Source organism: Leeuwenhoekiella palythoae (genome assembly GCF_020310025.1).
Classification (GTDB): Bacteria; Bacteroidota; Bacteroidia; order Flavobacteriales; family Flavobacteriaceae; genus Leeuwenhoekiella; species Leeuwenhoekiella palythoae.
In genome coordinates this window covers 3,318,674-3,342,792 of the sequence record NZ_CP084318.1, presented here as the reverse complement: position 1 = coordinate 3,342,792, position 24,119 = coordinate 3,318,674, and the positions used below count along the sequence as shown (strand labels likewise).

19 protein-coding genes are annotated in these 24,119 nt (G+C 39.1%); 14 read left to right on the top strand and 5 right to left on the bottom strand.

What is annotated here, in order from left to right; translation table 11 throughout:
• Nucleotides 1-43 precede the first annotated feature (43 nt).
• The 5 genes from gcvT to LDL79_RS14255 all read left to right on the top strand — a co-directional run bounded on the left by gcvT (nt 44) and on the right by LDL79_RS14255 (nt 7,445).
• A complete protein-coding gene (gene gcvT / locus LDL79_RS14275) occupies nt 44-1,126 on the top strand; it encodes a glycine cleavage system aminomethyltransferase GcvT (protein WP_225598188.1) in 1,083 nt (360 codons plus the stop codon).
• A 78-nt stretch (nt 1,127-1,204) separates the two neighbouring features.
• The gene (locus LDL79_RS14270) at nt 1,205-2,011 is read left to right on the top strand and encodes a sugar nucleotide-binding protein (protein WP_225598187.1); all 807 of its coding nucleotides are present in this window, start codon (nt 1,205-1,207) and stop codon (nt 2,009-2,011) included.
• Nucleotides 2,012-2,014: 3 nt separating this feature from the next.
• On the top strand, nt 2,015-3,088 hold the full coding sequence (locus tag LDL79_RS14265; RefSeq protein WP_225598186.1) for a DUF3810 domain-containing protein: 1,074 nt from the start codon (nt 2,015-2,017) through the stop codon (nt 3,086-3,088).
• 89 nt (nt 3,089-3,177) lie between these two features.
• Complete coding sequence (locus LDL79_RS14260) at nt 3,178-6,144, top strand: amidohydrolase family protein (protein ID WP_225598185.1); 2,967 nt, start codon at nt 3,178-3,180, stop codon at nt 6,142-6,144.
• A gap of 2 nt (nt 6,145-6,146) precedes the next feature.
• A complete protein-coding gene (locus tag LDL79_RS14255; RefSeq protein ID WP_225598184.1) occupies nt 6,147-7,445 on the top strand; it encodes an amidohydrolase family protein in 1,299 nt (432 codons plus the stop codon).
• A gap of 104 nt (nt 7,446-7,549) precedes the next feature.
• On the opposite strand, the gene LDL79_RS14250 is transcribed toward LDL79_RS14255, so the two are convergent.
• Nucleotides 7,550-8,815: a tetratricopeptide repeat protein gene (locus tag LDL79_RS14250; protein WP_225598183.1), complete on the bottom strand. Its 1,266-nt coding sequence runs from the start codon at nt 8,813-8,815 to the stop codon at nt 7,550-7,552.
• 28 nt (nt 8,816-8,843) lie between these two features.
• A complete protein-coding gene (gene gyrA / locus LDL79_RS14245) occupies nt 8,844-11,390 on the bottom strand; it encodes a DNA gyrase subunit A (RefSeq protein WP_225598182.1) in 2,547 nt (848 codons plus the stop codon).
• A gap of 246 nt (nt 11,391-11,636) precedes the next feature.
• Between gyrA and LDL79_RS14240 the strand changes: the two genes are divergently transcribed.
• Together LDL79_RS14240 and LDL79_RS14235 are read left to right on the top strand one after the other, a co-directional pair.
• Nucleotides 11,637-14,183 carry an ATP-dependent Clp protease ATP-binding subunit gene (locus LDL79_RS14240; RefSeq protein WP_072979476.1) on the top strand — a complete coding sequence of 849 codons (2,547 nt, stop codon included), beginning with the start codon at nt 11,637-11,639 and terminating at the stop codon, nt 14,181-14,183.
• An 84-nt stretch (nt 14,184-14,267) separates the two neighbouring features.
• Nucleotides 14,268-14,648 carry a hypothetical protein gene (locus LDL79_RS14235; protein ID WP_072979478.1) on the top strand — a complete coding sequence of 127 codons (381 nt, stop codon included), beginning with the start codon at nt 14,268-14,270 and terminating at the stop codon, nt 14,646-14,648.
• A gap of 52 nt (nt 14,649-14,700) precedes the next feature.
• Here the strand turns inward: LDL79_RS14235 and LDL79_RS14230 are convergent, their stop codons facing one another.
• The 3 genes from LDL79_RS14230 to msrA all read right to left on the bottom strand — a co-directional run bounded on the left by LDL79_RS14230 (nt 14,701) and on the right by msrA (nt 16,270).
• Nucleotides 14,701-15,009, bottom strand: a complete 309-nt coding sequence (locus LDL79_RS14230; RefSeq protein WP_072979480.1) for a hypothetical protein — start codon at nt 15,007-15,009, stop codon at nt 14,701-14,703.
• Nucleotides 15,010-15,103: 94 nt separating this feature from the next.
• Complete coding sequence (gene folE, locus LDL79_RS14225) at nt 15,104-15,703, bottom strand: GTP cyclohydrolase I FolE (RefSeq protein ID WP_072979482.1); 600 nt, start codon at nt 15,701-15,703, stop codon at nt 15,104-15,106.
• 15 nt (nt 15,704-15,718) lie between these two features.
• The gene (gene msrA / locus LDL79_RS14220; RefSeq protein WP_225598181.1) at nt 15,719-16,270 is read right to left on the bottom strand and encodes a peptide-methionine (S)-S-oxide reductase MsrA; all 552 of its coding nucleotides are present in this window, start codon (nt 16,268-16,270) and stop codon (nt 15,719-15,721) included.
• Nucleotides 16,271-16,501: 231 nt separating this feature from the next.
• Between msrA and LDL79_RS14215 the strand changes: the two genes are divergently transcribed.
• The 7 genes from LDL79_RS14215 to LDL79_RS14185 all read left to right on the top strand — a co-directional run bounded on the left by LDL79_RS14215 (nt 16,502) and on the right by LDL79_RS14185 (nt 24,118).
• Nucleotides 16,502-17,164: an ABC transporter ATP-binding protein gene (locus LDL79_RS14215; protein WP_225598180.1), complete on the top strand. Its 663-nt coding sequence runs from the start codon at nt 16,502-16,504 to the stop codon at nt 17,162-17,164.
• Entirely contained in the window at nt 17,145-17,936 is a 792-nt protein-coding gene (locus tag LDL79_RS14210) for a TIGR02757 family protein (protein ID WP_225598179.1), read from the top strand. Before LDL79_RS14215 ends, LDL79_RS14210 begins: the two co-directional genes overlap by 20 nt.
• A 100-nt stretch (nt 17,937-18,036) precedes the next feature.
• Nucleotides 18,037-19,248, top strand: a complete 1,212-nt coding sequence (locus tag LDL79_RS14205) for a sensor histidine kinase (protein WP_225598178.1) — start codon at nt 18,037-18,039, stop codon at nt 19,246-19,248.
• 41 nt (nt 19,249-19,289) lie between these two features.
• Nucleotides 19,290-20,543 (top strand): sensor histidine kinase, encoded by a 1,254-nt coding sequence (locus LDL79_RS14200; RefSeq protein ID WP_072979493.1) that lies wholly within the window; start codon nt 19,290-19,292, stop codon nt 20,541-20,543.
• A gap of 75 nt (nt 20,544-20,618) precedes the next feature.
• Nucleotides 20,619-22,538 (top strand): vWA domain-containing protein, encoded by a 1,920-nt coding sequence (locus tag LDL79_RS14195; RefSeq protein WP_225598177.1) that lies wholly within the window; start codon nt 20,619-20,621, stop codon nt 22,536-22,538.
• Nucleotides 22,535-23,788 carry a dihydroorotase gene (locus LDL79_RS14190; protein ID WP_225598176.1) on the top strand — a complete coding sequence of 418 codons (1,254 nt, stop codon included), beginning with the start codon at nt 22,535-22,537 and terminating at the stop codon, nt 23,786-23,788. Before LDL79_RS14195 ends, LDL79_RS14190 begins: the two co-directional genes overlap by 4 nt.
• Complete coding sequence (locus LDL79_RS14185; protein ID WP_072979500.1) at nt 23,789-24,118, top strand: DUF4870 domain-containing protein; 330 nt, start codon at nt 23,789-23,791, stop codon at nt 24,116-24,118.
• Nucleotide 24,119: the final 1 nt, after the last annotated feature.

The following is a 24,119-nucleotide window of genomic DNA, read 5'->3' as shown; positions in this document are numbered from 1 at the left end:
TTTCAGTGTAGTTTTGATACATTTGTGCTCTTAAAATTTACAGATGAAATCTACTGCACTTACCAAAATACATGAAAGTTTAGGAGCTAAAATGGTTCCGTTTGCGGGTTATAATATGCCGGTTTCTTACGAAGGCGTAAATGCCGAACATGAGACCGTACGCAACGGCGTAGGCGTTTTTGACGTTTCACATATGGGTGAATTTCTTGCCATTGGTGAGCGAGCTCTTGAACTGCTTCAAAAAGTATGTAGCAACGATATTTCAAAAATTAAAGTTGGTGGTGCGCAGTACAATTGCTTACCTAATACCGAAGGCGGAATTGTAGATGATCTTATTGTTTATCGCATTCGCGAAAACGAGTATTTGCTCGTGGTAAACGCTTCAAATATTGAAAAAGATTGGGAATGGATCAGCAGTCATAACGAATTTGGCGTTGAACTGAAGAATATTTCTGATGACTATTCGCTTTTAGCAATTCAAGGACCAAAAGCAATTGAAGCTATGCAATCGCTTACCGAGACTGATCTTTCTGCTATCAAATTCTACAATTTTGAAGTAGCTCCGTTCGCGGGTATCGATCACGTGATCATCAGCGCAACAGGATATACCGGCAGTGGTGGATTTGAGATCTATTGCCACAACGATCACGCAGAACAGCTTTGGGCTAAGGTTTTTGAAGCCGGAAAAGATTTTGGCATCAAGCCTATTGGTCTTGCGGCTCGTGATACTTTACGTCTGGAAATGGGCTATTGCCTCTATGGAAACGACATTGATGATACCACTTCGCCTATTGAAGCAGGCTTAGGATGGATCACAAAATTCACCAAAGATTTTGTCAATGCTGAAGCCTTAAAAGCCCAAAAAGAAAACGGTCCTGAGCGCAAGCTCGTTGGCTTTGAACTTACAACGCGCGGTATTCCTCGTAAAGATTATGAGATCGTAGATGCAGATGATAATGTTATTGGCGTAGTAACTTCAGGAACGATGTCTCCTTCCCTATCGAAAGGTATTGGTTTAGGTTACGTCAAAACTTCAAATGCTAAACCTGATACCGAAATTTTTATCAAGGTGCGCAATAAAAGCATTCCGGCAAAGGTTGTAAAACTACCTTTTTATAAAGCATAAAACACTAATGAGGTCCCTACGATACACACAGCGACCTTAATTAAAACGTGAACGCTCATTCAAAATACACACAAAATATTGATTTTGGGAGCCAGTGGCTTCCTGGGCGGTGCCTTGTATAAAGAATTACACAGGTATTACGACACCTATGGCACCTATCACACCGGCCGAATTTACTCAGACAATCAACATTTTATTCATTTTGATGTTTCTCGAGACAGCATCTATGAAGTATTGAATCAAGTGCGGCCAACAGTCGTAATTTCGGCTTTGCGTGGTGATTTTGAAGGACAAGTAGAAGCGCACGAAGATCTTTGCGATTATGCGCAACGCACTGGTATTTATGTAATCTATCTTTCTTCGGCTAATGTTTTTGATGCTTTTGTGAACTACCCAAGTTATGAGTATGATAAAACCTTATCAGAAAGTAAATATGGAAAACTTAAAATACGCTGCGAGAATTTTTTTCTAAATTACCTGCCGGAAGAACAATACGCCATCATTAGATTACCGATGGTTTTTGGGATGAATTCCCCACGTGTGCGGGCTATTAAAAATGCTATTTTACTTCAAGAGCAAATTGAAGTTTTTCCGCATCTAATTATGAATACGACCACAGATCGTAAGCTGGCGCAGCAAATTCATTTCATCATAAATAGAAGTCGGTTTGGTATTTTTCATTTAGGAAGTAACGATCTCATTCACCATCAAGAATTTATTAATGAGATCATTGCCAAACTGGACATCAAAGTAAAACCGCAGTTCAAATTGGTTTATACCTCAAATTTTGATCGATATCTAGCCGTTTTACCTAAAGACAATAAATTACCCAAGCATTTGAGCATTACTAATGAAGAAGTAGTAGCAGAATCTCAAGCCTATTAACCTATGAACGTTAAAAAGCTCCTTTTATTTGCTGCCATTTTACTCCTTCAATTTTTTGGAATTAAATGGATTGCTGCATATCCTGAGGCTGTAGAACGCTATTACAGCACAGGTCTTTTTGAATATATTTCGGTGCTTTTTAGGTATCTCTTTGGATGGATTCCGTTTTCTTTTGGCGATGTAATGTATACTGCGATCATTATTTACGCGATCATCGCTCTGGTAAAACTCATTAAAAACCGGTTTAAAACACTTAGCATATTCTGTACTAAAGCACTGCTTTTTGTCAATGTAATTTACTTTGCTTTTCATTTTTTATGGGGCTTTAATTATTACCGACTTCCGCTACATAAAGCATTGAATATTGAAAATGAATACACCACAGAAGAGCTCATTAGCCTCACCCAAAGACTCATAAAAGAAGCGAATGCTTTACACGAAACCCTTCAGCCTACCGACAGTCTTCCTGTCGGGTTTCAGCAAAATCTAGAAGAAATTTTTGATAAAACTCCTGACGGTTATGCTATTGTAGAAGACAATTTCCCTGAACTGGAATACCATCCCAAAAGCATTAAGAATTCGCTGTATCGATACCCCTTAAGTTATATGGGTTTTGGCGGATACCTCAATCCCATCACTTTAGAAAGTCAGGTTAATGGACTGCTTCCCGCGCATCGCTGGCCTTTAGTAAGTTGTCACGAAGAAGCGCATCAATTGGGCTTTGCAAAGGAAAATGAAGCTAATTTCATAGCCGTTATGGCAACGACAAATAATCCTGACCCTTATTTTAAATATTCGGGATATATTTTTGCGCTACGCTACTGTCTGAACGACGTTTATGCGCGTAATCCTGCCGCAGGCGAATTGCTTACCAACAAAATCAGACCTGGCATCCTTGCGAATTACAGGCAATCTCGCGACTTTTGGATCGCTTACCAAAATCCGTTAGAACCGCTTTTAGCGAAATTTTACGGCGGATTTCTTAAAGCCAACAATCAACCTGCAGGAATGCAGAGCTATAGCTACGTGGTCGCACTCTTAGTGAATTATTTTAAGTCAAGGCCGCAGCTTCCGTAAGCGTTAAAAATTTCCTAATTACTCTTAAAAAGTCTTAAAGCCATAGAATAACTTATAATTTAGGGAAGACTCTTAAATTAAGTTAAATTATGAACAAAAAACTATTCTTTACCGGATGGTTATTATTTGTGTTCTGTATGGTTTCAGGGCAAGAATATTTTCCGGTAAACGATGGGGTTAAATCCATCAACACAAACTACACACTCTTTAAAAATGCCACTTTACATCCTTCTCCAGGTAAAACGATTTCAAGCGGAAGTCTGCTGATCAAAGATGGTAAAATTGTTTCGGCAGGAAAATCTGTCAACGCACCAAAAAATGCTGTGGTAATTGATTTAGAAGGAAAGCACATTTACCCTTCATTTGTAGAAACCTATTCAAGTTTTGGTGTAAAAATTCCGGAACGTTCCTTTGGTGGACGCAGTCCGCAGTACGAAGCGACACGCGCCGGTTATTATTGGAATGACCACGTGAGAGCCGAAACCAATGCGCTCAACGAATTTGAGTACGACAATAAAGCTGCTAAAGCTTTGGTCGAAGCCGGTTTTGGTACGGTAAGTACGCATATGGCAGACGGCCTTGCACGCGGAAACGGTATTCTCGTAGCCTTGAATTCTGACGGCAATACTGCAGAACGTTTATTGGATACGCGCTCTGCTCAGTTCTTTTCATTTGAAAAGAGTAATCTTTCACAACAGTCGTACCCGTCTTCTATTATGGGTTCTACAGCGCTGATCCGTCAGATGTTTGAGGATGCTGACTGGTATGAGGCTGGTAATATTGATACGCGCGACCTGTCACTTGAGGCTTTAAACGCTAATATGGATTTGCCTCAAATTTTTTATGGAGACGGTCTTTATGATGATCTGCGCATCGCCAGTTTATCTCAAGAAACCGGAGTGCCATTCATCATTGTTGGTGGTGGTGACGAATACAAACGTATTGATGAGATCAAAGCTACCGGCGCACAGTATATCATTCCTGTAAATTTTCAAGATGCATATGATGTTGAAGATCCTTATCAAGCAAGTTTTGTAAGCTTGAGCCAAATGCTAGAGTGGAATCAGGAACCTACAAATCCTGCAAAACTTCAGGAAGCAGGATTAACTTTTGCTATTACCACAAACGATCTAAAATCTCCAGATATGCTTTTCCCTATGTTAAGAAAGGCATTTAAATACGGTTTGGATGAAGAAACAGCACTAGCCGCACTTACTACAATTCCTGCACAACTTTTAGGAAAATCAGAAGAATTAGGAACGCTAAACCAGAATGCCTGGGCAAACTTCTTAATTACTTCAGGTCCTATCTTCGACGAAGAAACCATCTTGTACGAAAACTGGGTGCAAGGCGCTCAAAACATCGTCAAAGATGCTTCAGTGATCGATATTGACGGAAGTTACACGTTAACTACCGCCGGAAAATCTTATGATGTGACGATCTCAAAATCCACCGAAAAGCCTTCGGTTACTGTAAAAGATGGTGAGACTAAGCTGGGATCAAAAATTGCATACACTGACGGTTGGTTAAACATCACATTCACTGGTGATGCAGATAAAAAAGAATACACCCGCATAATTGCTCAGGCTAGTAACACCACTCCGTGGAATGGGAAAGCAATATTACTTGATGGATCAGAAAGCACCTTTAGCATTTCTAAAAAAGCTTCAACCGAGGAGGAAGAAGAAAAAGAAGAGGATAAAGAGGAAATAACTCCAGAAGTTATGCCGCTTACCTATCCTAATGTGGCTTACGGTTATGATGAGCAACCTCAAGCTGAAACCATCTTATTTAAAAATGCCACGGTATGGACAAATGAGGAAGACGGAATTTTAGAAGAAACTGACGTTCTTGTCAAAAACGGAAAAATCGATAAAATAGGTAAAGACTTAAGTGCCGGTGGCGCCAAAGTTATTGATGCTACAGGCAAACACCTCACTAGCGGAATTGTAGATGAACACTCGCATATCGCAGCCTTCTCTATCAATGAATCTGGTCAAAATTCTTCTGCAGAAGTGCGTATGCGCGATGCAGTTAATCCTGATGATCTGGACATCTACAGAGATCTTGCCGGTGGTGTGACGACAATTCAGTTATTACACGGTTCCGCAAACCCAATTGGTGGCCAGTCTGCCGTTATGAAATTAAAATGGGGCTCTAGTATTGATGAGATGGTTCTTGAGAACACCAAGTTCATCAAATTTGCTTTAGGGGAAAACGTAAAACAATCTAACTGGGGCAGCTATAGCAGATTCCCACAAACGCGAATGGGAGTACAGCAAATGTTTACTGATTATTTTCAACGAGCTAAGGAATACGAAGCTAAGAAAAACAGTGGCGAACCTTACCGCACCGATTATGAAATGGAAACTTTAATGGATGTTTTAAACGAAGAGCGTCACATCACTTCGCATTCTTACGTACAAAGCGAGATCAATATGTTGATGAAAGTTGCTGACAGCTTTGATTTTAATGTAAACACGTTTACTCACATTCTTGAAGGCTACAAGGTCGCAGATAAAATGGCAGAACATGGTGTTGCCGGCTCTACCTTTAGTGACTGGTGGGCGTATAAGTACGAGGTAAATGATGCTATCCCATACAATGCTGCAATTATGTGGAGCCAAGGAGTTCTTACAGGAATCAACAGTGATGATGCCGAAATGAGCCGCAGATTAAATCAGGAAGCTGCAAAGACCATGAAATACGGCGGTGTTCCGGAAGAAGAAGCGTGGAAATTTGTAACGCTTAATCCGGCTAAAATGCTTCATATTGACGATCGCACCGGAAGCATTAAAGTTGGTAAAGATGCTGATTTAGTACTTTGGTCTACCTACCCGATGTCTGTAAGTGCTGTAGCTGAAAAAACCTTGGTTGAAGGCGCAGTATATTTTGACATCGATAAAGACAAAGAACTTAAAGAAAAAGTAGAAGCTAAAAAGAACAAGCTGACCACAATGATGCTTAGCGCAAAAAACAAAGGACTCAAAACGCAACCTGCTAAGAAAGAAGAAAAACAGCGTTTAGATTGTGACACTTTAGAAACTCTTTACTAGATATGAAGACCATTAAAAAATTATATTTATTACTATTTTTTGCAGTCTTTACGCTGCAAGCACAGCAGACCCCTGCTCCCGTTCAAAAAGGTGACATCACACTTACCGGTGGTATTGCTCACATAGGAAACGGAGAGGTTATTGAAAACAGCTTGATTTTTATAACCGATGGAAAGATCGTAGGTGTTTACGATGCAACAACTACTAAAAGACCCTTAAAAGGTGAAATCATAAAAATTGATGGGCAGCACGTGTATCCCGGTTTTATCGCACCTGACACTACATTAGGGCTTGTTGAAATATCAGCGGTACGCGCAACCGAAGATCAGGATGAGATAGGCGAATACAATCCGCATATTGAAGCGATCATCGCTTATAATGCTGAATCTAAGGTTGTAGAAAGTATGCGTCCAAATGGTGTCTTAATTGCTCAAACCGTTCCGCAAGGCGGAACCATCTCCGGAGAATCTTCGGTGGTGCAATTAGACGCTTGGAATTGGGAGGATGCCGCCATTAAACGCGGTGACGGTATTCACCTTAATTGGCCTAGCAGTTTTAGACGCGGCCGCTGGTGGATGGGTGAAGATGCCGGTTACAGTCCAGATAAAAACTATGCTTCAGAAATTACACAAATCAAAGATTTTATCGGTCAGTCAAAAGCTTATGAAGCTGGAGATTCTTCGATTAAAAATCTACCTTTTGCAGCGATGCAAGGTGTTTTAGACGGAAGTCAAAATCTGTATGTACACGTAGATTCAGAAAAAGAAATTCTTGACGTGTTGAAGTTCAAAGAAGATATGGGTATTGAAAAATTGGTTCTAGTAGGTGCTTATCGCGCTTATAAAATAGCCGATGCTATCGCTAAAGCCGAAGTGCCTGTAATTTTAGCTCGCGTACACAGCTTACCGGAAGCCGAAGATGATGATTACAATATCTCTTTTAAAATGGCTAAAACACTTGTTGATGCCGGCGTTAAAGTAGCTTTGGGTAATAGTGGTGAATACTGGCAAGCCCGTAACATCCCATTTTATGCGGGACAAACCACTGCACACGGGTTAAGCTTTGAAGACGCGCTTCAGTTAATCACTAAAAACAGTGCTGAGATCTTAGGTCTTGGTGACCAGCTAGGAACTTTAGAAAGTGGTAAAGATGCTACCTTATTTGTAAGCACCGGAAATGCTTTAGAAATGAAAGGCAACAACCTTACACACGCCTTTATTAACGGAAGAAGCATCAGTTTAGAATCTCATCAAACAGAACTCTGGAAACGCTATATGGAAAAATACGACAGAACCGAATAGTTCGTATTTTCTTGAGTTGATTTCTAAAGATCAAATCAACTGCATAAAAAAAGTCCGATTCAAAATTGAATCGGACTTTTTAATTTATATGACCTTAGTAAGGTTTATCCTTGCATTGCATCAAGTTTTGCTTTGTACTCATCTGCTTCAGCAGTGTTTCCTAACTGAACGTGAATATTATACAATGTGCGCACAGCTTCGATATTAGGATTCTCACCAGAAGTAGCTTTCTCTAAGTAAGGAACAGCATCTCTGTAAAGCTTTAAACGCTCTTCTTTAAGCACTTCATACTTATCGTTATCAGCTTTAGTGTTTCCTAAAGAATTCATTTGCTCAATGATATCTTTATCTTGGCTAAGCATTAACGCTGCGATGTTAAGGTTTGCACCGGCGTAATTAGGATCGATCTCTAATGCCTTTTTGTAATAACCCAAAGCTTTCTCAGTGTTTCCTGCATCTGCAGCTCCAACACCAAGGTTAAAGTACAATCCTGGATTGTTAGGATCTTTAGCAATTACTTTTTGTAATGCTGCCTCATACTCATCTGTCATTCCCATTTTTAAATACACATCAGCCGCAGAACGAATTAACGCATCGTCATCTGGATTTTCAGCTAAAGCATCTTTAATTGCAGAAAGAGCTTCTTCATTCTTCCCTTCTTGGATGTAAATTAAAGCGATATTTTTTGCAATTTCACCAGAGCGAGACTCGGTTACTTCAGTCTTAGGGTCTTCGTGAGAACCAGACTTCACAAAAAGGTCACGCTGTTGTTTATCAGGAAAACTTTCTACCTGACCGCTTTCTTTATTTTTAGCGGTATACTTCGTTTCGATACCAGTGTATCCTAACTCTTTTAACTGCCCGTAATAATCTAATGCAGTATCATAATCCTGACCATTTACAGCGTTAGATGCTGCAAAATATAAGTAAGAAGTGTCTTTAGGAGTTAAGGTATATAATTTATAAAGCTTGCTTGCAGCTGCATCATATTTCTGAGCATTCTGATCATCTACCGCCGAAGAAATAACAGCATTCATAGCTGTTTGCTTGTACTGGGTTGCTTCATCACCGTACTTATCACCGTCGTTGAATTCTGAAACCTTAGCAAAAGCTTCCATAGCTTTTAAAAGTTCGTCTGCGTTGGTATTTTTTTCACCTCCTAAAAACGCACGACCTTTTACAAAATAGTAATATTCTTTTTCTTTTTCATCCATCTCCCCCATCATACTTTCAACGGCGGCGATTTCAGTTTGCGCTTGAGCATAGTTCTCATCATCTACAGTCTTCTCTGCAGATCTGATTTCCTTTTTCTGCGCAAAGGTTACAGCAGTAAAAGATAATGCTGCTAGCAATAAAGATTTAGTTTTCATTATTTGTTCAATTTATATTCGACTTTATTTATTCTTCTTCATCAGAAGAAGGTTTATTATTTTTTGGTTCTTCGGTAGACTCAGATGCATTTGCTGCCCCTTCCACTCCATCTAACTCTTCATCTTCAATATCATCCTCATCTTTCTTAACCTTGGTAACTGCTGCAATCGTATCACCTTTTTTAAGGTTGATAAGGCGCACTCCCTGAGTTGCACGGCCCATCACTCTTAATTCTGAAACTTCCATTCTGATGGCAATTCCAGATTTATTGATGATCATTAGATCATCTTCGTCGGTAACGTTATTGATCGCAACTAGGTTTCCGGTTTTTTCTGTAATAGAAATAGTCTTTACTCCCTTACCGCCACGGTTGGTGACACGGTAGTCTTCTACCAGTGATCGCTTACCATAACCGTTCTCAGAAACTACGAGAACATTAGACTCAGGATCGTTTACAGCAACCATTCCTATCACTTCATCATTATCATCTGCAAGAGTTATGCCACGCACACCAGAAGCATTTCTACCCATAGGTCTGGTTTTCTCTTCTTCAAAGCGAATGGCTTTACCAGATTTAACCGCAAGCATCACCTGGCTGTCTCCTGTAGTTAATTTTGCAGCAAGCAATTCGTCTCCATCTTTAATAGTGATTGCATTAATCCCGTTAGTACGTGGTCTCGAGTATTGCTCTAATGAAGTTTTCTTAACCTGTCCTTTTTTAGTTGCCATAATGACATAATGACTGTTGATGTATTCTTCATCCTTCAAATCATTAGTACAGATAAAGGCTTTCACTTTATCATCCGGCTCAATATTGATCAGGTTTTGAATTGCACGTCCTTTTGAAGTTTTGCTTCCTTCAGGAATTTCAAAAACGCGCACCCAGAAACATTTTCCTTTTTCAGTAAAGAAAATCAGATACTGATGATTAGTTCCTACAAACAGATGCTCTAAGAAATCCTCATTACGCGTGGTAGAACCTTTTTGACCTACTCCTCCTCTATTTTGGGTCTTATATTCCATAAGAGAAGTTCGCTTAACATAACCGGCGTGAGAAATAGTAAGTACTACTTTTTCGTCAGGAATAAGGTCTGTGATACTAACATCACCACCCGCAATATCAATATCAGTACGGCGGTCATCACCATACTTGGCTTTAATCTCCTCAAGCTCTTCCTTAATAATATCCATTCTACGCTCTTTGCGGGCAAGAATATCTTTTAAGTCTTCAATGGTTTTTAAGAGCTCCTCATATTCTTCACGTAGTTTATCCTGCTCCAGACCGGTAAGCTGTCTTAATCGCATTTCTACTATTGCACGCGCCTGAATTTCAGTAAGCTCAAAACGCTCAATTAATTTTTCGCGAGCTTCTTCGGCATTACTACTAGCACGAATCAGGGCAATAACTTCATCAATATTATCTGATGCGATTATCAATCCTTCTAAAATATGTGCGCGGTCTTCAGCCTTTTTTAATTCGTACTGGGTACGACGAACGACTACCTCGTGACGGTGCTCCACAAAATGATGAATCATATCTTTAAGATTCAGCATTTCTGGTCTTCCGTTAACCAATGCAATATTATTTACGCTAAACGATGATTGTAGCGCGGTATACTTATATAACGTGTTTAAAACGATATTAGGAATTGCATCACGCTTCAATACGTATACAATACGCATTCCCTTACGGTCAGACTCATCACGTATAGAAGCGATACCGTCAATTTTCTTCTCGTTGACAAGATCTGCGGTTTTCTTAATCATATCAGCTTTATTCACCTGATATGGAATCTCGCTAACTATGATACACTCTCTCCCTTTTACCTCTTCGATGATCGCTTTAGCTCTTAATACCACACGGCCGCGACCCGTTTTAAAAGCTTCGCGCACCCCATCATAGCCATAGATTGTTCCTCCGGTAGGAAAATCTGGTGCTGTGATGTGGTGCATTAACTCATCTATCTCGATATCGTTATTCTCGATGTATGCAACAGTACCATTAACGACCTCGGTAAGGTTGTGCGGAGGCATATTTGTAGCCATACCAACAGCAATACCAGATGCTCCATTTACTAAAAGCCCTGGAATACGCGTAGGTAAAACGGTAGGTTCTTTTAAAGTATCGTCAAAGTTTAAAGTATGATCAACCGTATCTTTATCAATATCAGCAAGCATTTCTTCAGAAATCTTGCGCATACGTGCTTCGGTATAACGCATTGCTGCAGGGCTGTCACCATCTACAGACCCAAAGTTACCTTGACCATCAACCAGCATATAGCGCAAGCTCCACTCCTGAGCCATACGCACCATAGTATCGTAAACCGAAGAATCCCCGTGCGGGTGGTATTTACCTAAAACTTCCCCAACGATTCTCGCTGATTTTTTATGAGAGGTATTTGAACGAACACCCAGCTCGTGCATTCCAAATAAAACACGTCTATGTACAGGTTTTAAACCGTCGCGTACATCAGGTAATGCACGTGACACGATGACCGACATTGAATAATCAATGTAGGCTGATTTCATTTCATCTTCAATGTTGATAGGAATTAACTTCTCTCCTTCAGCCATATATATTTATCTTTAATTGTGGTTTAAACAGTATGGGGCAATATACGGTTTTCTTGTCTGTTTTCGCCGTTTGGCGCCGCATCCCATCCTGCTTTTTATTAACAAAAATTAGTTTTGGTTTTTGATAAGTATGCTTAACTTCCATTGTGTCTTTGAAAGTAATTTTGTCAATTTACTTACAAAGTAATCAACGGAACGGTTTTTGACTTATTATTACCAAAAACCTAAGAAAAGATTGGAGCGTTTATGGATGATAATTTTTCCCCTCGAGTTAAAGATGTTATAGCCTATAGTAAAGAAGAAGCTTTGCGTTTAGGACACGATTTTATAGGAACCGAACATTTGATGTTAGGTTTATTACGTGACGGAAGCGGCAAAGCCATCGAGATTTTACAGGCGTTAGATGTAGACTTAAGCCACTTAAGGCGCAAAGTTGAAATTCTTAGTCCGGCGAATCCGGGTTCTGGCTTAGCCAGCAATGAGAAGAAAAATCTACATCTTACCAGACAGGCAGAGCGTGCTTTAAAAACAACTTTTTTAGAAGCTAAACTTTTTCAGAGTTCTTCTATTAACACGGCGCATCTTTTACTTTGTGTTTTACGCAACGAGAATGATCCTACAACCAAGTTGCTTAACAAACTCAAAGTGGATTATGACAACGTAAAAGATCAATTTAAACTTATGATGACAAGCGACGACGATTATATAGAGCCTATTAAAAATGAATCTTTCAGTGAAGATGACAGCACAGCAGAATCTTCTAAGGAAAATCCATTTAATGCTCCCGGAAATAAATCAAATAAAAAATCTAAAACTCCTGTTTTGGATAACTTCGGTCGTGATCTTACCGCAATGGCTGAAGAAGATAAACTCGATCCGGTAGTGGGGCGAGAAAAAGAAATAGAACGTGTTTCTCAAATTTTGAGTAGACGTAAGAAAAACAATCCGCTGCTTATTGGTGAGCCTGGTGTAGGTAAATCGGCTATTGCTGAAGGGCTTGCGCTACGCATTGTAAAACGTAAGGTTTCTCGTATACTTTTTGATAAGCGCGTGGTTACATTAGATCTTGCAAGCTTAGTTGCAGGCACTAAATACCGCGGTCAGTTTGAAGAGCGTATGAAAGCCGTAATGAATGAATTAGAAAAGAATTCTGATATTATTCTGTTCATCGATGAGATCCATACCATTGTTGGTGCCGGTGGCGCAACAGGATCTTTAGACGCGAGTAATATGTTTAAACCGGCTCTTGCACGTGGAGAAATTCAATGCATTGGTGCCACTACACTTGATGAATATCGCCAGTATATCGAGAAAGATGGTGCTTTAGAGCGTCGTTTTCAGAAAGTGATCGTAGAGCCTACAAATATTGATGAGACTGTCGAAATCCTAAATAACATTAAGGATAAATACGAGGATCATCATAATGTAATCTACACACCCGAAGCAATAAAAGCTTGTGTTACGCTTACCAATAGATATATGACTGATCGTTTTCTGCCGGACAAAGCTATTGATGCTTTAGACGAAGCAGGATCACGTGTGCACATTGTGAATATTGATGTTCCTAAAAAGATTCTTGATCTGGAGCGTCAGTTAGAAGAAGTACGTGAGCGCAAAAATTCTGTGGTTAAAAAGCAGAAATATGAAGAAGCTGCAAAGCTGAGAGATGATGAAAAAAATCTTGAAAAAGAACTTGCCGTTGCTCAGCAAAACTGGGAAGAAGATTCTAAACAACATAGAGAAACGGTAACTGAAGATAATGTTGCTGATGTGGTTTCTATGATGTCTGGAATCCCTGTAAATCGTATCGCTAAAACCGAAAGTAACAAGTTGGCCGAATTACCAAAATCAATAAAATCTAAAGTTATTGGTCAGGATGATGCCGTAGCCAAAGTTGCAAAAGCAATACAACGTAACCGCGCAGGTCTGAAAGATCCGCAGAAGCCAATTGGTTCTTTTATCTTCCTTGGTCAAACGGGTGTAGGTAAAACGCAATTAGCTAAGATTCTTGCTACAGAATTATTTGATAACGAAGATTCTCTAGTACGTATCGATATGAGTGAGTATATGGAGAAGTTCGCTGTTTCTCGCTTAATTGGTGCACCTCCGGGATACGTAGGTTATGAAGAGGGCGGTCAGTTGACTGAGAAAGTGCGAAGAAAACCTTATTCAGTAATTCTTCTTGATGAGATCGAAAAAGCGCATCCTGACGTATTTAATATGTTGCTTCAAGTGCTTGATGATGGCTATATCACAGATTCTCTAGGTCGCAAGATCGACTTTAGAAATACGGTGATCATTATGACTTCAAATATTGGAGCACGTAAACTTAAAGACTTTGGACAAGGCGTAGGTTTTGGTACCGCTGCCCGTAAGGAACAAGCCGAAGAAAATGCAAAAGGCATTATACAACAAGCATTGAAGAAGGCTTTTGCTCCAGAATTTTTAAATCGTGTGGATGACGTAATTGTGTTCAATGCTCTTGATCGCAAAGAAATTCATCAGATCATTGATATCGAATTGAAAAAACTGTATGCGCGAATTGAAACGCTTGGCTATCACTTAAAATTAAGTGACAAAGCTAAAGACTTCATTAGTGATAAAGGTTTTGACAAGGAGTATGGTGCCCGACCTCTAAAGCGTGCAATTCAGAAGTACATTGAGGATGCTTTAGCGGAAGAAATCATCACTTCAAATATTAGTGAAGGAGATCGCATTTTTATGGATCTTGAAGATGGCAAAGAAGAACTGAGCATTTCAATAGAAAAAACTGAAAATTCTGCGCAGTCCTAAAAATTGTCGAAACATTAACTCTCAAAAGCCGCTCATACGCGGCTTTTTTTATAGCTTAGTTATTGAATATTAGGAGAATATATTTTGAAAATCGAAAAACGTCTTGATTTAGGTATTGGTGTAATTGAATTCACTAAGAACATCGCTATGGGTTATGTAAACCCTAGTGTAAATTTTGATGATAAAGAGCGTAAAGCATTTCTAGAAGCTTGCTTAAAGCACTTTGACGGGAAGCCTTTTGGGTATATTTCGGTAAGGAAACATAGTTACAGCATCAATCCTTTAATATATACGCAGCTAAACACCGTTGAATCTCTGAAAGCTTTTGCAATCGTACCTTTTTCAAAACTAAGTAAAGATATAGCTAAGATCGAAGGTAAATTTTATCACAATCCGTTCGGAATTTTTGACGACCTGGAGGAAGCTGTGAAATGGATGGAAGAAAAAATTGAGGAAGCATCTTAGTGCAACTCATCCGCATAAAAAAAGAGCGACGTAATTACGTCGCTCTTTTTATTTATCGATTCACTTTAATGGGTATCGTTTTTAAATTTCTTTTAGGTTCTGAACTTAAAAGATACGTGTAAATCCACATCAATGTAAATGATGGAATTATATCTGTAAAAGGTAATAGCTCCTCAATAAATACTAAAATGGATGCGAATTTCCCGTTTCTACCGGGATACATTTTAGTCATTTGTTTTGCAGCAACCGGAGCCCAAGCTAAATCTAAAAAAGGCCCAACTACCGGTATTGCCATGGTAAGCATTCCTATCGCATCAAAAAATAAACCCTTGAAAAGCAAATTATAATTTAAAGTTCTCATAGTATCAATTTTAAATTGGGTTAAAATATTTGACCCTAAACGCAGTTGTCAAATCTCTGGTAATCAATTTTAATAGAGCAAATAACCTGCCAAACTAACTAAGATCTGAACCTATGAGTTTTAAAAACTCATTGCGTGTTTCATTATGCTCAAATTGACCTCTAAATCCTGATGTTGTCGTGGTTGAATTTTGCTTCTGCACCCCGCGCATCATCATACACATGTGCGAAGCTTCGATAACCACGGCAACACCCTGAGGCTTCAAGGTGGTATTTATACATTCTAAAATATCGTGCGTAAGACGCTCCTGAACTTGCAATCTTCTCGAGAATACATCTACTACGCGTGGTAATTTACTCAAGCCTACGATATGACCGTTAGGAATATAAGCTATATGAGCTTTTCCAAAGAAGGGTAACAAATGGTGCTCACAAAGGGAATACAACTCAATGTTTTTTACGATGACCATTTCGTTGTAATCCTCCTTAAACATAGCTCCTTTTAAAATTTCACTAGCATCCATATCATAACCGCTGGTTAAATACATCATGGCTTTGGCCGCACGTTCAGGAGTTTTAACAATACCCTCTCGGTTTACGTCTTCTCCAAGATCTGAAATGATCGCTTTGTATCTATCTTTGACATCATCTTGCACACTGATATTATATTCTTCAAATTTTCTATAGGGAGCCATAAATGCTTGTTTTATCTAAAGATACACCTCTTGTAATTTATCTTGGTATAGCTTCTTTATTTTATTGACTTTAGGATTGATTATAAACTGACAATACCCTTGTTCTGTATGCTTGTTGTAAAAAGAGTGATGCTCTTCTTCTGCGATATAAAAAGGTTTTGCCGGGGTAACTTCGGTTACAATTTTTGCATCAAAAACTGCTTGCTCGTCAAGATACGCAATATAATCCTCTGCTTGTTGACGCTGTTCTTCATTGTGATAGAAAATCGCGCTTCGGTACTGTGTACCTACGTCATTACCTTGTCTATTTAAAGTGGTAGGGTCGTGTGTGGTAAAAAACACTTCTAGCAATTCTTGATAGCTGATCATCTCTGGATCATAATCAAACTGAATTCCTTCGGCGTGCCCGGTTCTACCCTGACATACTTCACGATACGGCGGATTTTTAATCATCCCTCCCGTATAACCACTTTGTACATTATAAATTCCTTTAAAGCGTTGAAAAACCGCTTCGGTACACCAAAAGCAACCGTTAGCGAAAGTAGCTTTCATCAAATTTTCTTTCATAGCATAACAAATTTAGAATCTCCTTTTTAACTCAAGCCCTGTTTAACCTTTTGTTAATACATTTGCTCAAATCATTAAACAAAAACAAATTTTAAGTGCAAAGATGCAGATCTTTTATACTGTAGTATCTTTGAATCTTGTTGCTTAAAGTCAAAAACGAGATATAATTTTAAGCAAGCAAGTAGTCGTAAACCTCAACACCGGCTTACGCAGCTCACAAGTTTACACATTATGATAAAAGCTGAAAATATATACAAATCTTACGGTGATGTTCAGGTCTTAAAAGGCGTAGATCTTTTAATTGAAAATGGTGAGGTAGTCTCAGTAGTTGGTGCCAGTGGCGCCGGAAAAACAACCTTGCTTCAGATTCTAGGAACCTTAGACCGTGCAGATAAAAAGGCAAACACTTCGCTACAAATTAATGATACGCAAATTGCTAACCTCAACGAAAAAGAGCTGAGTAAATTCCGTAATCTGAATATTGGGTTTATTTTTCAGTTTCATCAATTACTACCTGAATTCACTGCTTTAGAAAATGTGTGTATTCCGGCTTTTATCGCAAAGAAAAATAAAGAGGAAGCAGAAGCTAAAGCGAAAGAATTACTAAGTTTTCTAGGTCTCAGCAAACGCATTCATCATAAGCCCGGAGCACTCTCCGGAGGTGAACAACAACGAGTGGCTGTTGCGCGTTCTTTAATAAACGAGCCTGCACTCATTCTCGCCGATGAACCTTCTGGTAATTTAGATAGTGAATCTGCTGAAAATTTGCACCAACTCTTTTTTAAGCTGCGCGACACTTATAATCAAACTTTTGTAATCGTAACGCATAACGAAGATCTTGCCGCAATGGCTGATCGCAAACTTACTATGGTAGATGGCAAAATCATCTCTTAGACTCAAGAAAAGCGAACTCAAAGAATTTTTAGACGAAAAAGCTGCACTCTACGAGAGTCCCAAATTTATTGGTACAGACCCAATACAGATTCCGCATCAATTCAGTAAAAAAGAAGATATAGAGATAATAGGCTTTCTAGTGGCGACGATTGCTTGGGGTAACCGCAAAAGCATAATTAAAAATGGTAATAGCCTTATTGAATTGTTAGACAACAGTCCGTATAATTTTGTAATGAACCATACCGAGCAGGATCTTGAGTGTTTACAGCACTTTGTACACCGCACCTTTAACGGAAACGACTTGATTACTTTTATTAAAGGTCTACGACATATTTACACCAATCATTACGGTCTTGAAGCTATTTTTAGCAGTTATGTTATGAATAACGAACTGCAAACCGCAATTCATCACTTTAAAAAACATTTTTTTGAAATTGAACACGAGCCCCGTACGCTAAAGCACGTGAGCGATCCATTAAAAAAATCTGCCGCAAAACGCATCAATATGTTTCTGCGCTGGATGGTAAGGCCTAACACCGCAGGTGTAGATTTTGGCATTTGGTCAAGTTTGTCTCCTGCATTTCTTTCGTGCCCCTTAGATGTACATTCCGGGCGGGTTGCGCGCCAATTAGGATTATTAAAACGAAAGCAAAACGACGCGATCGCTTTGGCAGAACTCGACAAACAATTAAGACGCTTAGACCCTATTGATCCTGTAAAATATGATTTCGCCTTATTCGGACTTAGCGCTTTTGAAAAAGATTTATTTTAGAACACTATAATTATTTTTATAAACAATATTCCTGATTGGATTTTTTCATCAGAATAGTGTATTTTAGACCGTTGCTAAAGAGCACAATACCCACCAACTTATGCAGAAACCAGCACTACCCGGTAATGAACAAATTCGCCTTTCAGAGTTGAGGCAGTTGGCGTTGTTACATACCGAACCTGATCCTAATTACGACACGATAACGCGTTTGGCTGCTGCGATCTGTGAAGTGCCTATTGCTTTGGTTTCGTTAATTGATGCGGACAAACAATGGTTTAAAGCAAAAATAGGTTGGGATCTTTGTGACACCGCTAGAGATATTTCATTTTGTGCTCACGCAATTCTTCAGCCTCGCGAGATCACCATTATTCCTGATTCTCGCTTAGACGAGCGTTTTAAAGGAAACCCTTTATTAACCTCAGATTATCCCGTGATCTTTTACGCCGGTGTACCGCTCTTATCAAAAACAGGAAATCCTATAGGTACGTTGTGCATAATTGATCATAAGCCTAGAAATCTTTCCGAAGCACAAATAAGCGCACTTAAAGATCTCGCCTTGCAAGTTGAAAACCTTTTTGAGCTTAGACGTAGCAATTTGCAATTGCAAGAGGTTGAACAATTATTGACAAAGAAAAATGAGCAATTAAAAAAGTTTGCCGGAACGGTTTCGCACGACATGAAAATGCCCTTAGCTAATATGATCGTCACGACTGATATTCTTCGGGCTAAATACGCTCCTAAACTTGATGAGCAAGGCATAGATTACTTGTCTTATTTAAAACAATCTTCATTTTCGCTAAGTGACTATATTGACAATTTGCTATCGTATTATGAGAGTGAAGAGCTTCAAGTTAAAAACTTAGAAAAATTTGATCTGCACCATCTGTTGGAAGAGATTATCGATTTGCTTAAAATAAGTGAAGACTACATTATAAACTTACCCGAATCTGGCAATGAACTGAACAGCAGCAAATCTGCAGTACAACAAATTCTTCTGAATCTCATCACTAACAGTTTAAAGTACAACGACAAAGACACCGGTATAATTACCATCAACTGTGTTGAGGATCACGCTTATTATTACATACAAATAAATGACAACGGTAAGGGCATTGCAGCAGATAAGTTAGATTCTATTTTTGACTTATTTAGTATTGCTTCAGAAACAGATAATAAAGGAAAAAAAGGCAACGGCATTGGCCTTTCTACGGTGCGTAATCTGGTGCATTCCTTAGGTGGAATTATAAGTGTGAGCAGTACCGAAGGTGAAGGAGCTACATTTGACTTTACGATTCAAAAAGTAAGTGCCTAACACGGACCTTCAATTAAGTTAAATGCTTATATTTATAAGCAATGAGTATAGTGAAAATAGACGAAAAGAAACGACAAAAGGCGGTAGACTCTTACAAACTGGTGGGCACGCTGCCTGAAAAGAGTTACGATAATATCACACAGATCGCCTCGTATATCTGCGGCACTCCCATTGCATTGATCACTATGCTTGATTATAATCGTAATTTTTTAAAATCGCATTACGGAGTTCCGTTTAATGAGTCTCCGCGTGAAATTTCATTTTGTACGCACGCAATTCAAACCCACGATCCCATTTTTATCATCCCTGACGCGCGCGAGGATGACCGATTTAAAGACAATCCGCTGGTTACCGGCCCTATGAAAGCCATTTTTTATGCGGGCGTTCCGCTAGTGGATAAAGGCGGGCACGCTTTAGGAACTCTTTGTGTATTTGATCACGAGCCCCGTACGCTCAACGAGCACCAGGTGAGTACATTGATCGCTTTGGCCAGTCAAGTAGTCAATCTTTTTGAACTCCGTCGCCAGAATATTGAGAATAAGGCGCTTCAGAAAAACCTTCTCAAAAAAAATAGTCTTCTTAAAGAATTTGCCGGAGTAGTTTCTCACGATATGAAAATGCCGCTAGCGAATATTATCACCACTACAGATATTCTTAAGGCAAAATACAAAGAGCTTTTAGATGAAAAAGGGCTCGATTATCTTAACTACCTTAAAAGTTCTTCTTTTTCGCTAAGCGAGTATATAAGCGGAATTTTGCAACACTATGAGAGTGATAATTTAACTATAGATCAGCGAGACTCGTTTGACATTCACGATCTTCTTGAGGAAGTTGAAGATATGCTCAATCACGACTATAAAACCGTTATTCATTTGCCGGAAGCCAATCATATCATCTCCTGTAATCGTGCTGCTTTGCATCAGATTTTTATCAATCTTTTAGGCAACAGTATCAAATACAATGATAAAGAAGAACCTGAGATCACAGTGACATTTACCGAAGACAGTGATTTTTATCGTTTTGAAGTTATTGATAATGGGATTGGAATTCCGCAGGATAAAATCGATAAAATTTTTGAGCTTTTTTCTATTGTAGCCTCCAAAGACAAAAACGGAAACCGCGGCAATGGTATTGGCTTATCTACCGTAAAAAAACTTGTGGCCAACTTAGGCGGGCGCATCAGTGTAGCTTCGGTGGAAGGAGAGGGAAGTACGTTTAGCTTTTCTGCTAGAAAACAAGATATCCCTACTCAAATCGCAGGTCCTGAGAATGACACTTCCGCATTAAAAAATTAAGAGAATAAAACGCTTCAATAAGACGTAATAATTTCTAAAACCAGTATTTTCGTTTACTGAGAAATGTAAACTTGTATGCAGTTTAAAAATCCTGAAATTCTTTACGCGCTTTTTCTGCTACTTATTCCTATTCTCATTCATTTATTTCAGCTTAGACGTTACAAAAAAACACCATTTACTAACGTCGCCTTTCTTGAAACCGTAATTCAAAACACCCGTAAAAGCAGTACCTTAAAAAAATGGTTGGTGCTCTGCACGCGCTTACTTGCGCTTACTTTTTTAATCTTTGCTTTCGCCGAACCATTTATTCCAAATTCTCAGCGCGCGTTACAACCTCAAGAAACGGTTATTTTTATTGATAATTCTTTCAGTATGCAAGCTACAGGTAAAAAAGGCAACTTACTTACCGAGGCTAAACAAGAACTTATAGCTGCTCTGCCTAAGGATGAGCGCTATACACTAGTCACTTGGGATGACGTGTTGCGTGATTTTAATCCTGTGACCGATCGTAACGAACTCTTAGACTTAGATTTTACTCAGAAAACCATTGATGTTCAAAGCCTGCGAATGCGGCTGAATAACGTATTTTCAACCAGAGATGAAAGCTCTAGACAACGAATTCTTATTTCTGATTTTCAAGATACAGGATGGAGTTCACAATTAGATTCTTTGAACAAAACAGAGCATCGCGTACTGTTAGAGCCTACTACTCTAGAAAATATCAGTATAGACAGTCTGCACCTCAATCGGGTTAGTGCAGCGTATTCACTAGATGTTTTTTTAGCAAGCACCACCTCGATCACCCAAGACGTACCGGTTTCATTATTTGATAAAGAAAAACTGATCGCCAAGGGTTCTGCCACTTTTGAAAATTCGAAGCATTCAAAAATTCAGTTTCAATTGACTTCTGGGGCTGCTATTCAAGGAAGGCTGAGTATTACAACTCCGGATTTAAAGTTTGATAATGATTTTTATTTCAGCATTAACACGACAGAAGCGCTAAAGGTGCTCGCCGTTTCAAATGCGGAAGATACTTTTCTGAGTAGGTTGTATCAAGAACCACAGTTTTCCTATACCAATGTCGCCGAAGATCAACTAGAATACAGCATACTAGACGATCAGGATTTAATTATCCTAAATGAACCGCAACGTATTTCGACAGCACTGATCAATGCTTTAAAAAAACATACCCAAAACGGCGGAACCCTGTTGCTTATCCCTAACATGAATGCCGCTGCGACGAACTACAACAGCCTCCTAAACGCTTACGGGTTCGCTGGTTTTCAATCAAAAATTGAAGCTTCACAACGCATCACAACGATCAATTATGACCATCCTTTATACCAAAATGTTTTTACAGGAAGGTCTTCTAATTTACAAACCCATCAGGTGGAAGCTTATTTCCCAATAGCTACCACAGACGCGATTTTAAGTTTAGAAAATAATGCCCCGTTTTTGGCTGAAAATAATCGGCTATATCTATTTACAGGAAGTTTAACGAGTACCAACAGCAACTTCATCAATGGTCAACTCATCGTTCCAACTTTTGATAAAATTGCTACCGAAGCTTTAAAGCTTCCTCAGATGTATTATTCCATTGGCAGTAAAAATACTTTTGACATAACCACACCCTTGCCTGACGATGCAGTGCTCACTCTAGAACAGCAAGAGCAGGCGTTTATTCCGCTTCAGCAAAAACGCGGCGAGAAAGTAAGTATAGACACCCAAGAAGGAATTAAAAACGACGGACTCTACGTAGTAAAATACAAGCAAGATACGCTGGCAATGGTCGCGTATAATTTTGATAGAGCAGAAAGCAATTTAAGGCCGCTTGAAGCCATAACTGCTGAAAATATAGATTTTGAAACCAACATCCCAGACCTATTTAATAAGCTAGAACAAGACACAAATCTTAATTTACTTTACAAATGGTTTGTTATTTTTGCACTGCTCGCATTTCTAGCCGAAATGCTTCTTCTAAAAAAGTTTAAATGAACGCACGTATCACCAAGGCAACCCTCCTGGATGAGAGTAATGAACATCACGGAAAACAAGTAGATCTAAGAATTGAAAACGGGATCATCACTGAAATAGGTACCGATCTAACCCCAAAAAATAACGAAGAAGAGCTTCAGTTTGAAAATTTAAGCGTTTCTCCCGGTTGGTTTGACAGCAGCGTTAGCGTTGGTGAGCCAGGCTTTGAAGAACGAGAAACAATAAGCAATGCGTTAAAAGTTGCCGGTAAAAGTGGCTTTACTTCTATCGCTGTAAATGCTAACAGCGCACCAGTCATTGACAACAATGCTTCGGTGGCGTTCCTAAAAAATAAAGCAGCCGGTAATGCGGTTAATTTGCATCCTATTGGCGCACTCACAAAAAATGCTTCCGGGGTTGATCTCGCCGAACTGTACGACATGCAACAAGCAGGAGCCGTGGCGTTTGGTGATTACCAGAACGCGATATCCAATCCTAATCTTATCAAGATCGCGCTGCAATATGCTCAGGGATTTGATGGTTTAGTTTTGTCTTTTCCGCAAGAAGATGATTTGATTATAAAAGGTGTTGCCAATGAAGGAGAAACAGCTATTAGCCTTGGTTTAAAAGGTATTCCTTCTTTGGCCGAACACATTCAAGTGGCGCGTGACTTATATATTTTAGAATACACCGGTGGTAAATTGCACATCCCAACCATTTCTACCGCTCAAAGTGTTGCTCTGATTAAAGAAGCTAAAGCAAAAGGCCTTGACGTAACCTGTAGCGTTGCTATTGTAAATTTATTTTACACGGAAGCGATGCTTAATGAATTTGACACCCGCTATAAAGTGCTTCCGCCCTTACGTACAGAAACCGATCGTCAAGCGCTCATTGCCGGAATTAAAGACGGTACGATTGATATGGTCACCAGTGATCATAATCCGCTTGATATTGAATTAAAAAAACTGGAGTTTGATCACGCTAAATTTGGTACCATTGCTCAAGAAGCTACTTGGAGTGCTCTACTCACATTAGTTTCTGAAAAAAGAGCTGTAAAATTACTTACCGCGGCTCAAGAACGCTTTACCCAAGTAAAATCAAAAATTGAAATCGGTCAACCGGCAAATCTCAGTTTATTTACGACTAAAGGAACTACAGTGTTTGGTAAAGAGCATATTCTTTCTAAGTCTAAAAACACAGCATTCTTAGGAGCTAAATTAAAAGGAAAAGTTTATGGAATTATATCAAATAACCAATTTATAGCTTCTTAAATGACAACAGAAGACATTAAAAACGGTAAAACTTCAGCGATAGTCGCATACTTGACCATGCTAGGCGCGATCATCGCTATTTTTATGAATATGGAACCTAAAAATCCGTTTGCGCGTTTTCATATACGTCAAGCATTTGGGATTTTTCTAACCTTCTTTGCTTTAGGATTTTTAGTTTCGTTCTTGAATAGCTGGCCGGCATCCTTCGGTTTTTATATTTTCATATTTATTCTCTGGGGTTATGGCTTTGTAAATGCCATTCAAGGAAATATCGTACCGGTACCACTGCTGGGCAAATACTATCAAAAGTGGTTTAGATTTATAGAATAAT

Coding starts and splice junctions, on each gene's coding strand:
- LDL79_RS14260 (WP_225598185.1), top strand. CDS start 3,178: ATGAACAAAAAACTATTCTTTACCGGATGGTTATTATTTGTGTTCTGT.
- gcvT (WP_225598188.1), top strand. CDS start 44: ATGAAATCTACTGCACTTACCAAAATACATGAAAGTTTAGGAGCTAAA.
- LDL79_RS14200 (WP_072979493.1), top strand. CDS start 19,290: ATGAGTATAGTGAAAATAGACGAAAAGAAACGACAAAAGGCGGTAGAC.
- folE (WP_072979482.1), bottom strand. CDS start 15,703: ATGGCTCCCTATAGAAAATTTGAAGAATATAATATCAGTGTGCAAGAT.
- LDL79_RS14265 (WP_225598186.1), top strand. CDS start 2,015: ATGAACGTTAAAAAGCTCCTTTTATTTGCTGCCATTTTACTCCTTCAA.
- LDL79_RS14190 (WP_225598176.1), top strand. CDS start 22,535: ATGAACGCACGTATCACCAAGGCAACCCTCCTGGATGAGAGTAATGAA.
- LDL79_RS14250 (WP_225598183.1), bottom strand. CDS start 8,815: ATGAAAACTAAATCTTTATTGCTAGCAGCATTATCTTTTACTGCTGTA.
- LDL79_RS14255 (WP_225598184.1), top strand. CDS start 6,147: ATGAAGACCATTAAAAAATTATATTTATTACTATTTTTTGCAGTCTTT.
- gyrA (WP_225598182.1), bottom strand. CDS start 11,390: ATGGCTGAAGGAGAGAAGTTAATTCCTATCAACATTGAAGATGAAATG.
- LDL79_RS14240 (WP_072979476.1), top strand. CDS start 11,637: ATGGATGATAATTTTTCCCCTCGAGTTAAAGATGTTATAGCCTATAGT.
- msrA (WP_225598181.1), bottom strand. CDS start 16,270: ATGAAAGAAAATTTGATGAAAGCTACTTTCGCTAACGGTTGCTTTTGG.
- LDL79_RS14230 (WP_072979480.1), bottom strand. CDS start 15,009: ATGAGAACTTTAAATTATAATTTGCTTTTCAAGGGTTTATTTTTTGAT.
- LDL79_RS14195 (WP_225598177.1), top strand. CDS start 20,619: ATGCAGTTTAAAAATCCTGAAATTCTTTACGCGCTTTTTCTGCTACTT.
- LDL79_RS14205 (WP_225598178.1), top strand. CDS start 18,037: ATGCAGAAACCAGCACTACCCGGTAATGAACAAATTCGCCTTTCAGAG.
- LDL79_RS14185 (WP_072979500.1), top strand. CDS start 23,789: ATGACAACAGAAGACATTAAAAACGGTAAAACTTCAGCGATAGTCGCA.
- LDL79_RS14210 (WP_225598179.1), top strand. CDS start 17,145: ATGGCAAAATCATCTCTTAGACTCAAGAAAAGCGAACTCAAAGAATTT.
- LDL79_RS14215 (WP_225598180.1), top strand. CDS start 16,502: ATGATAAAAGCTGAAAATATATACAAATCTTACGGTGATGTTCAGGTC.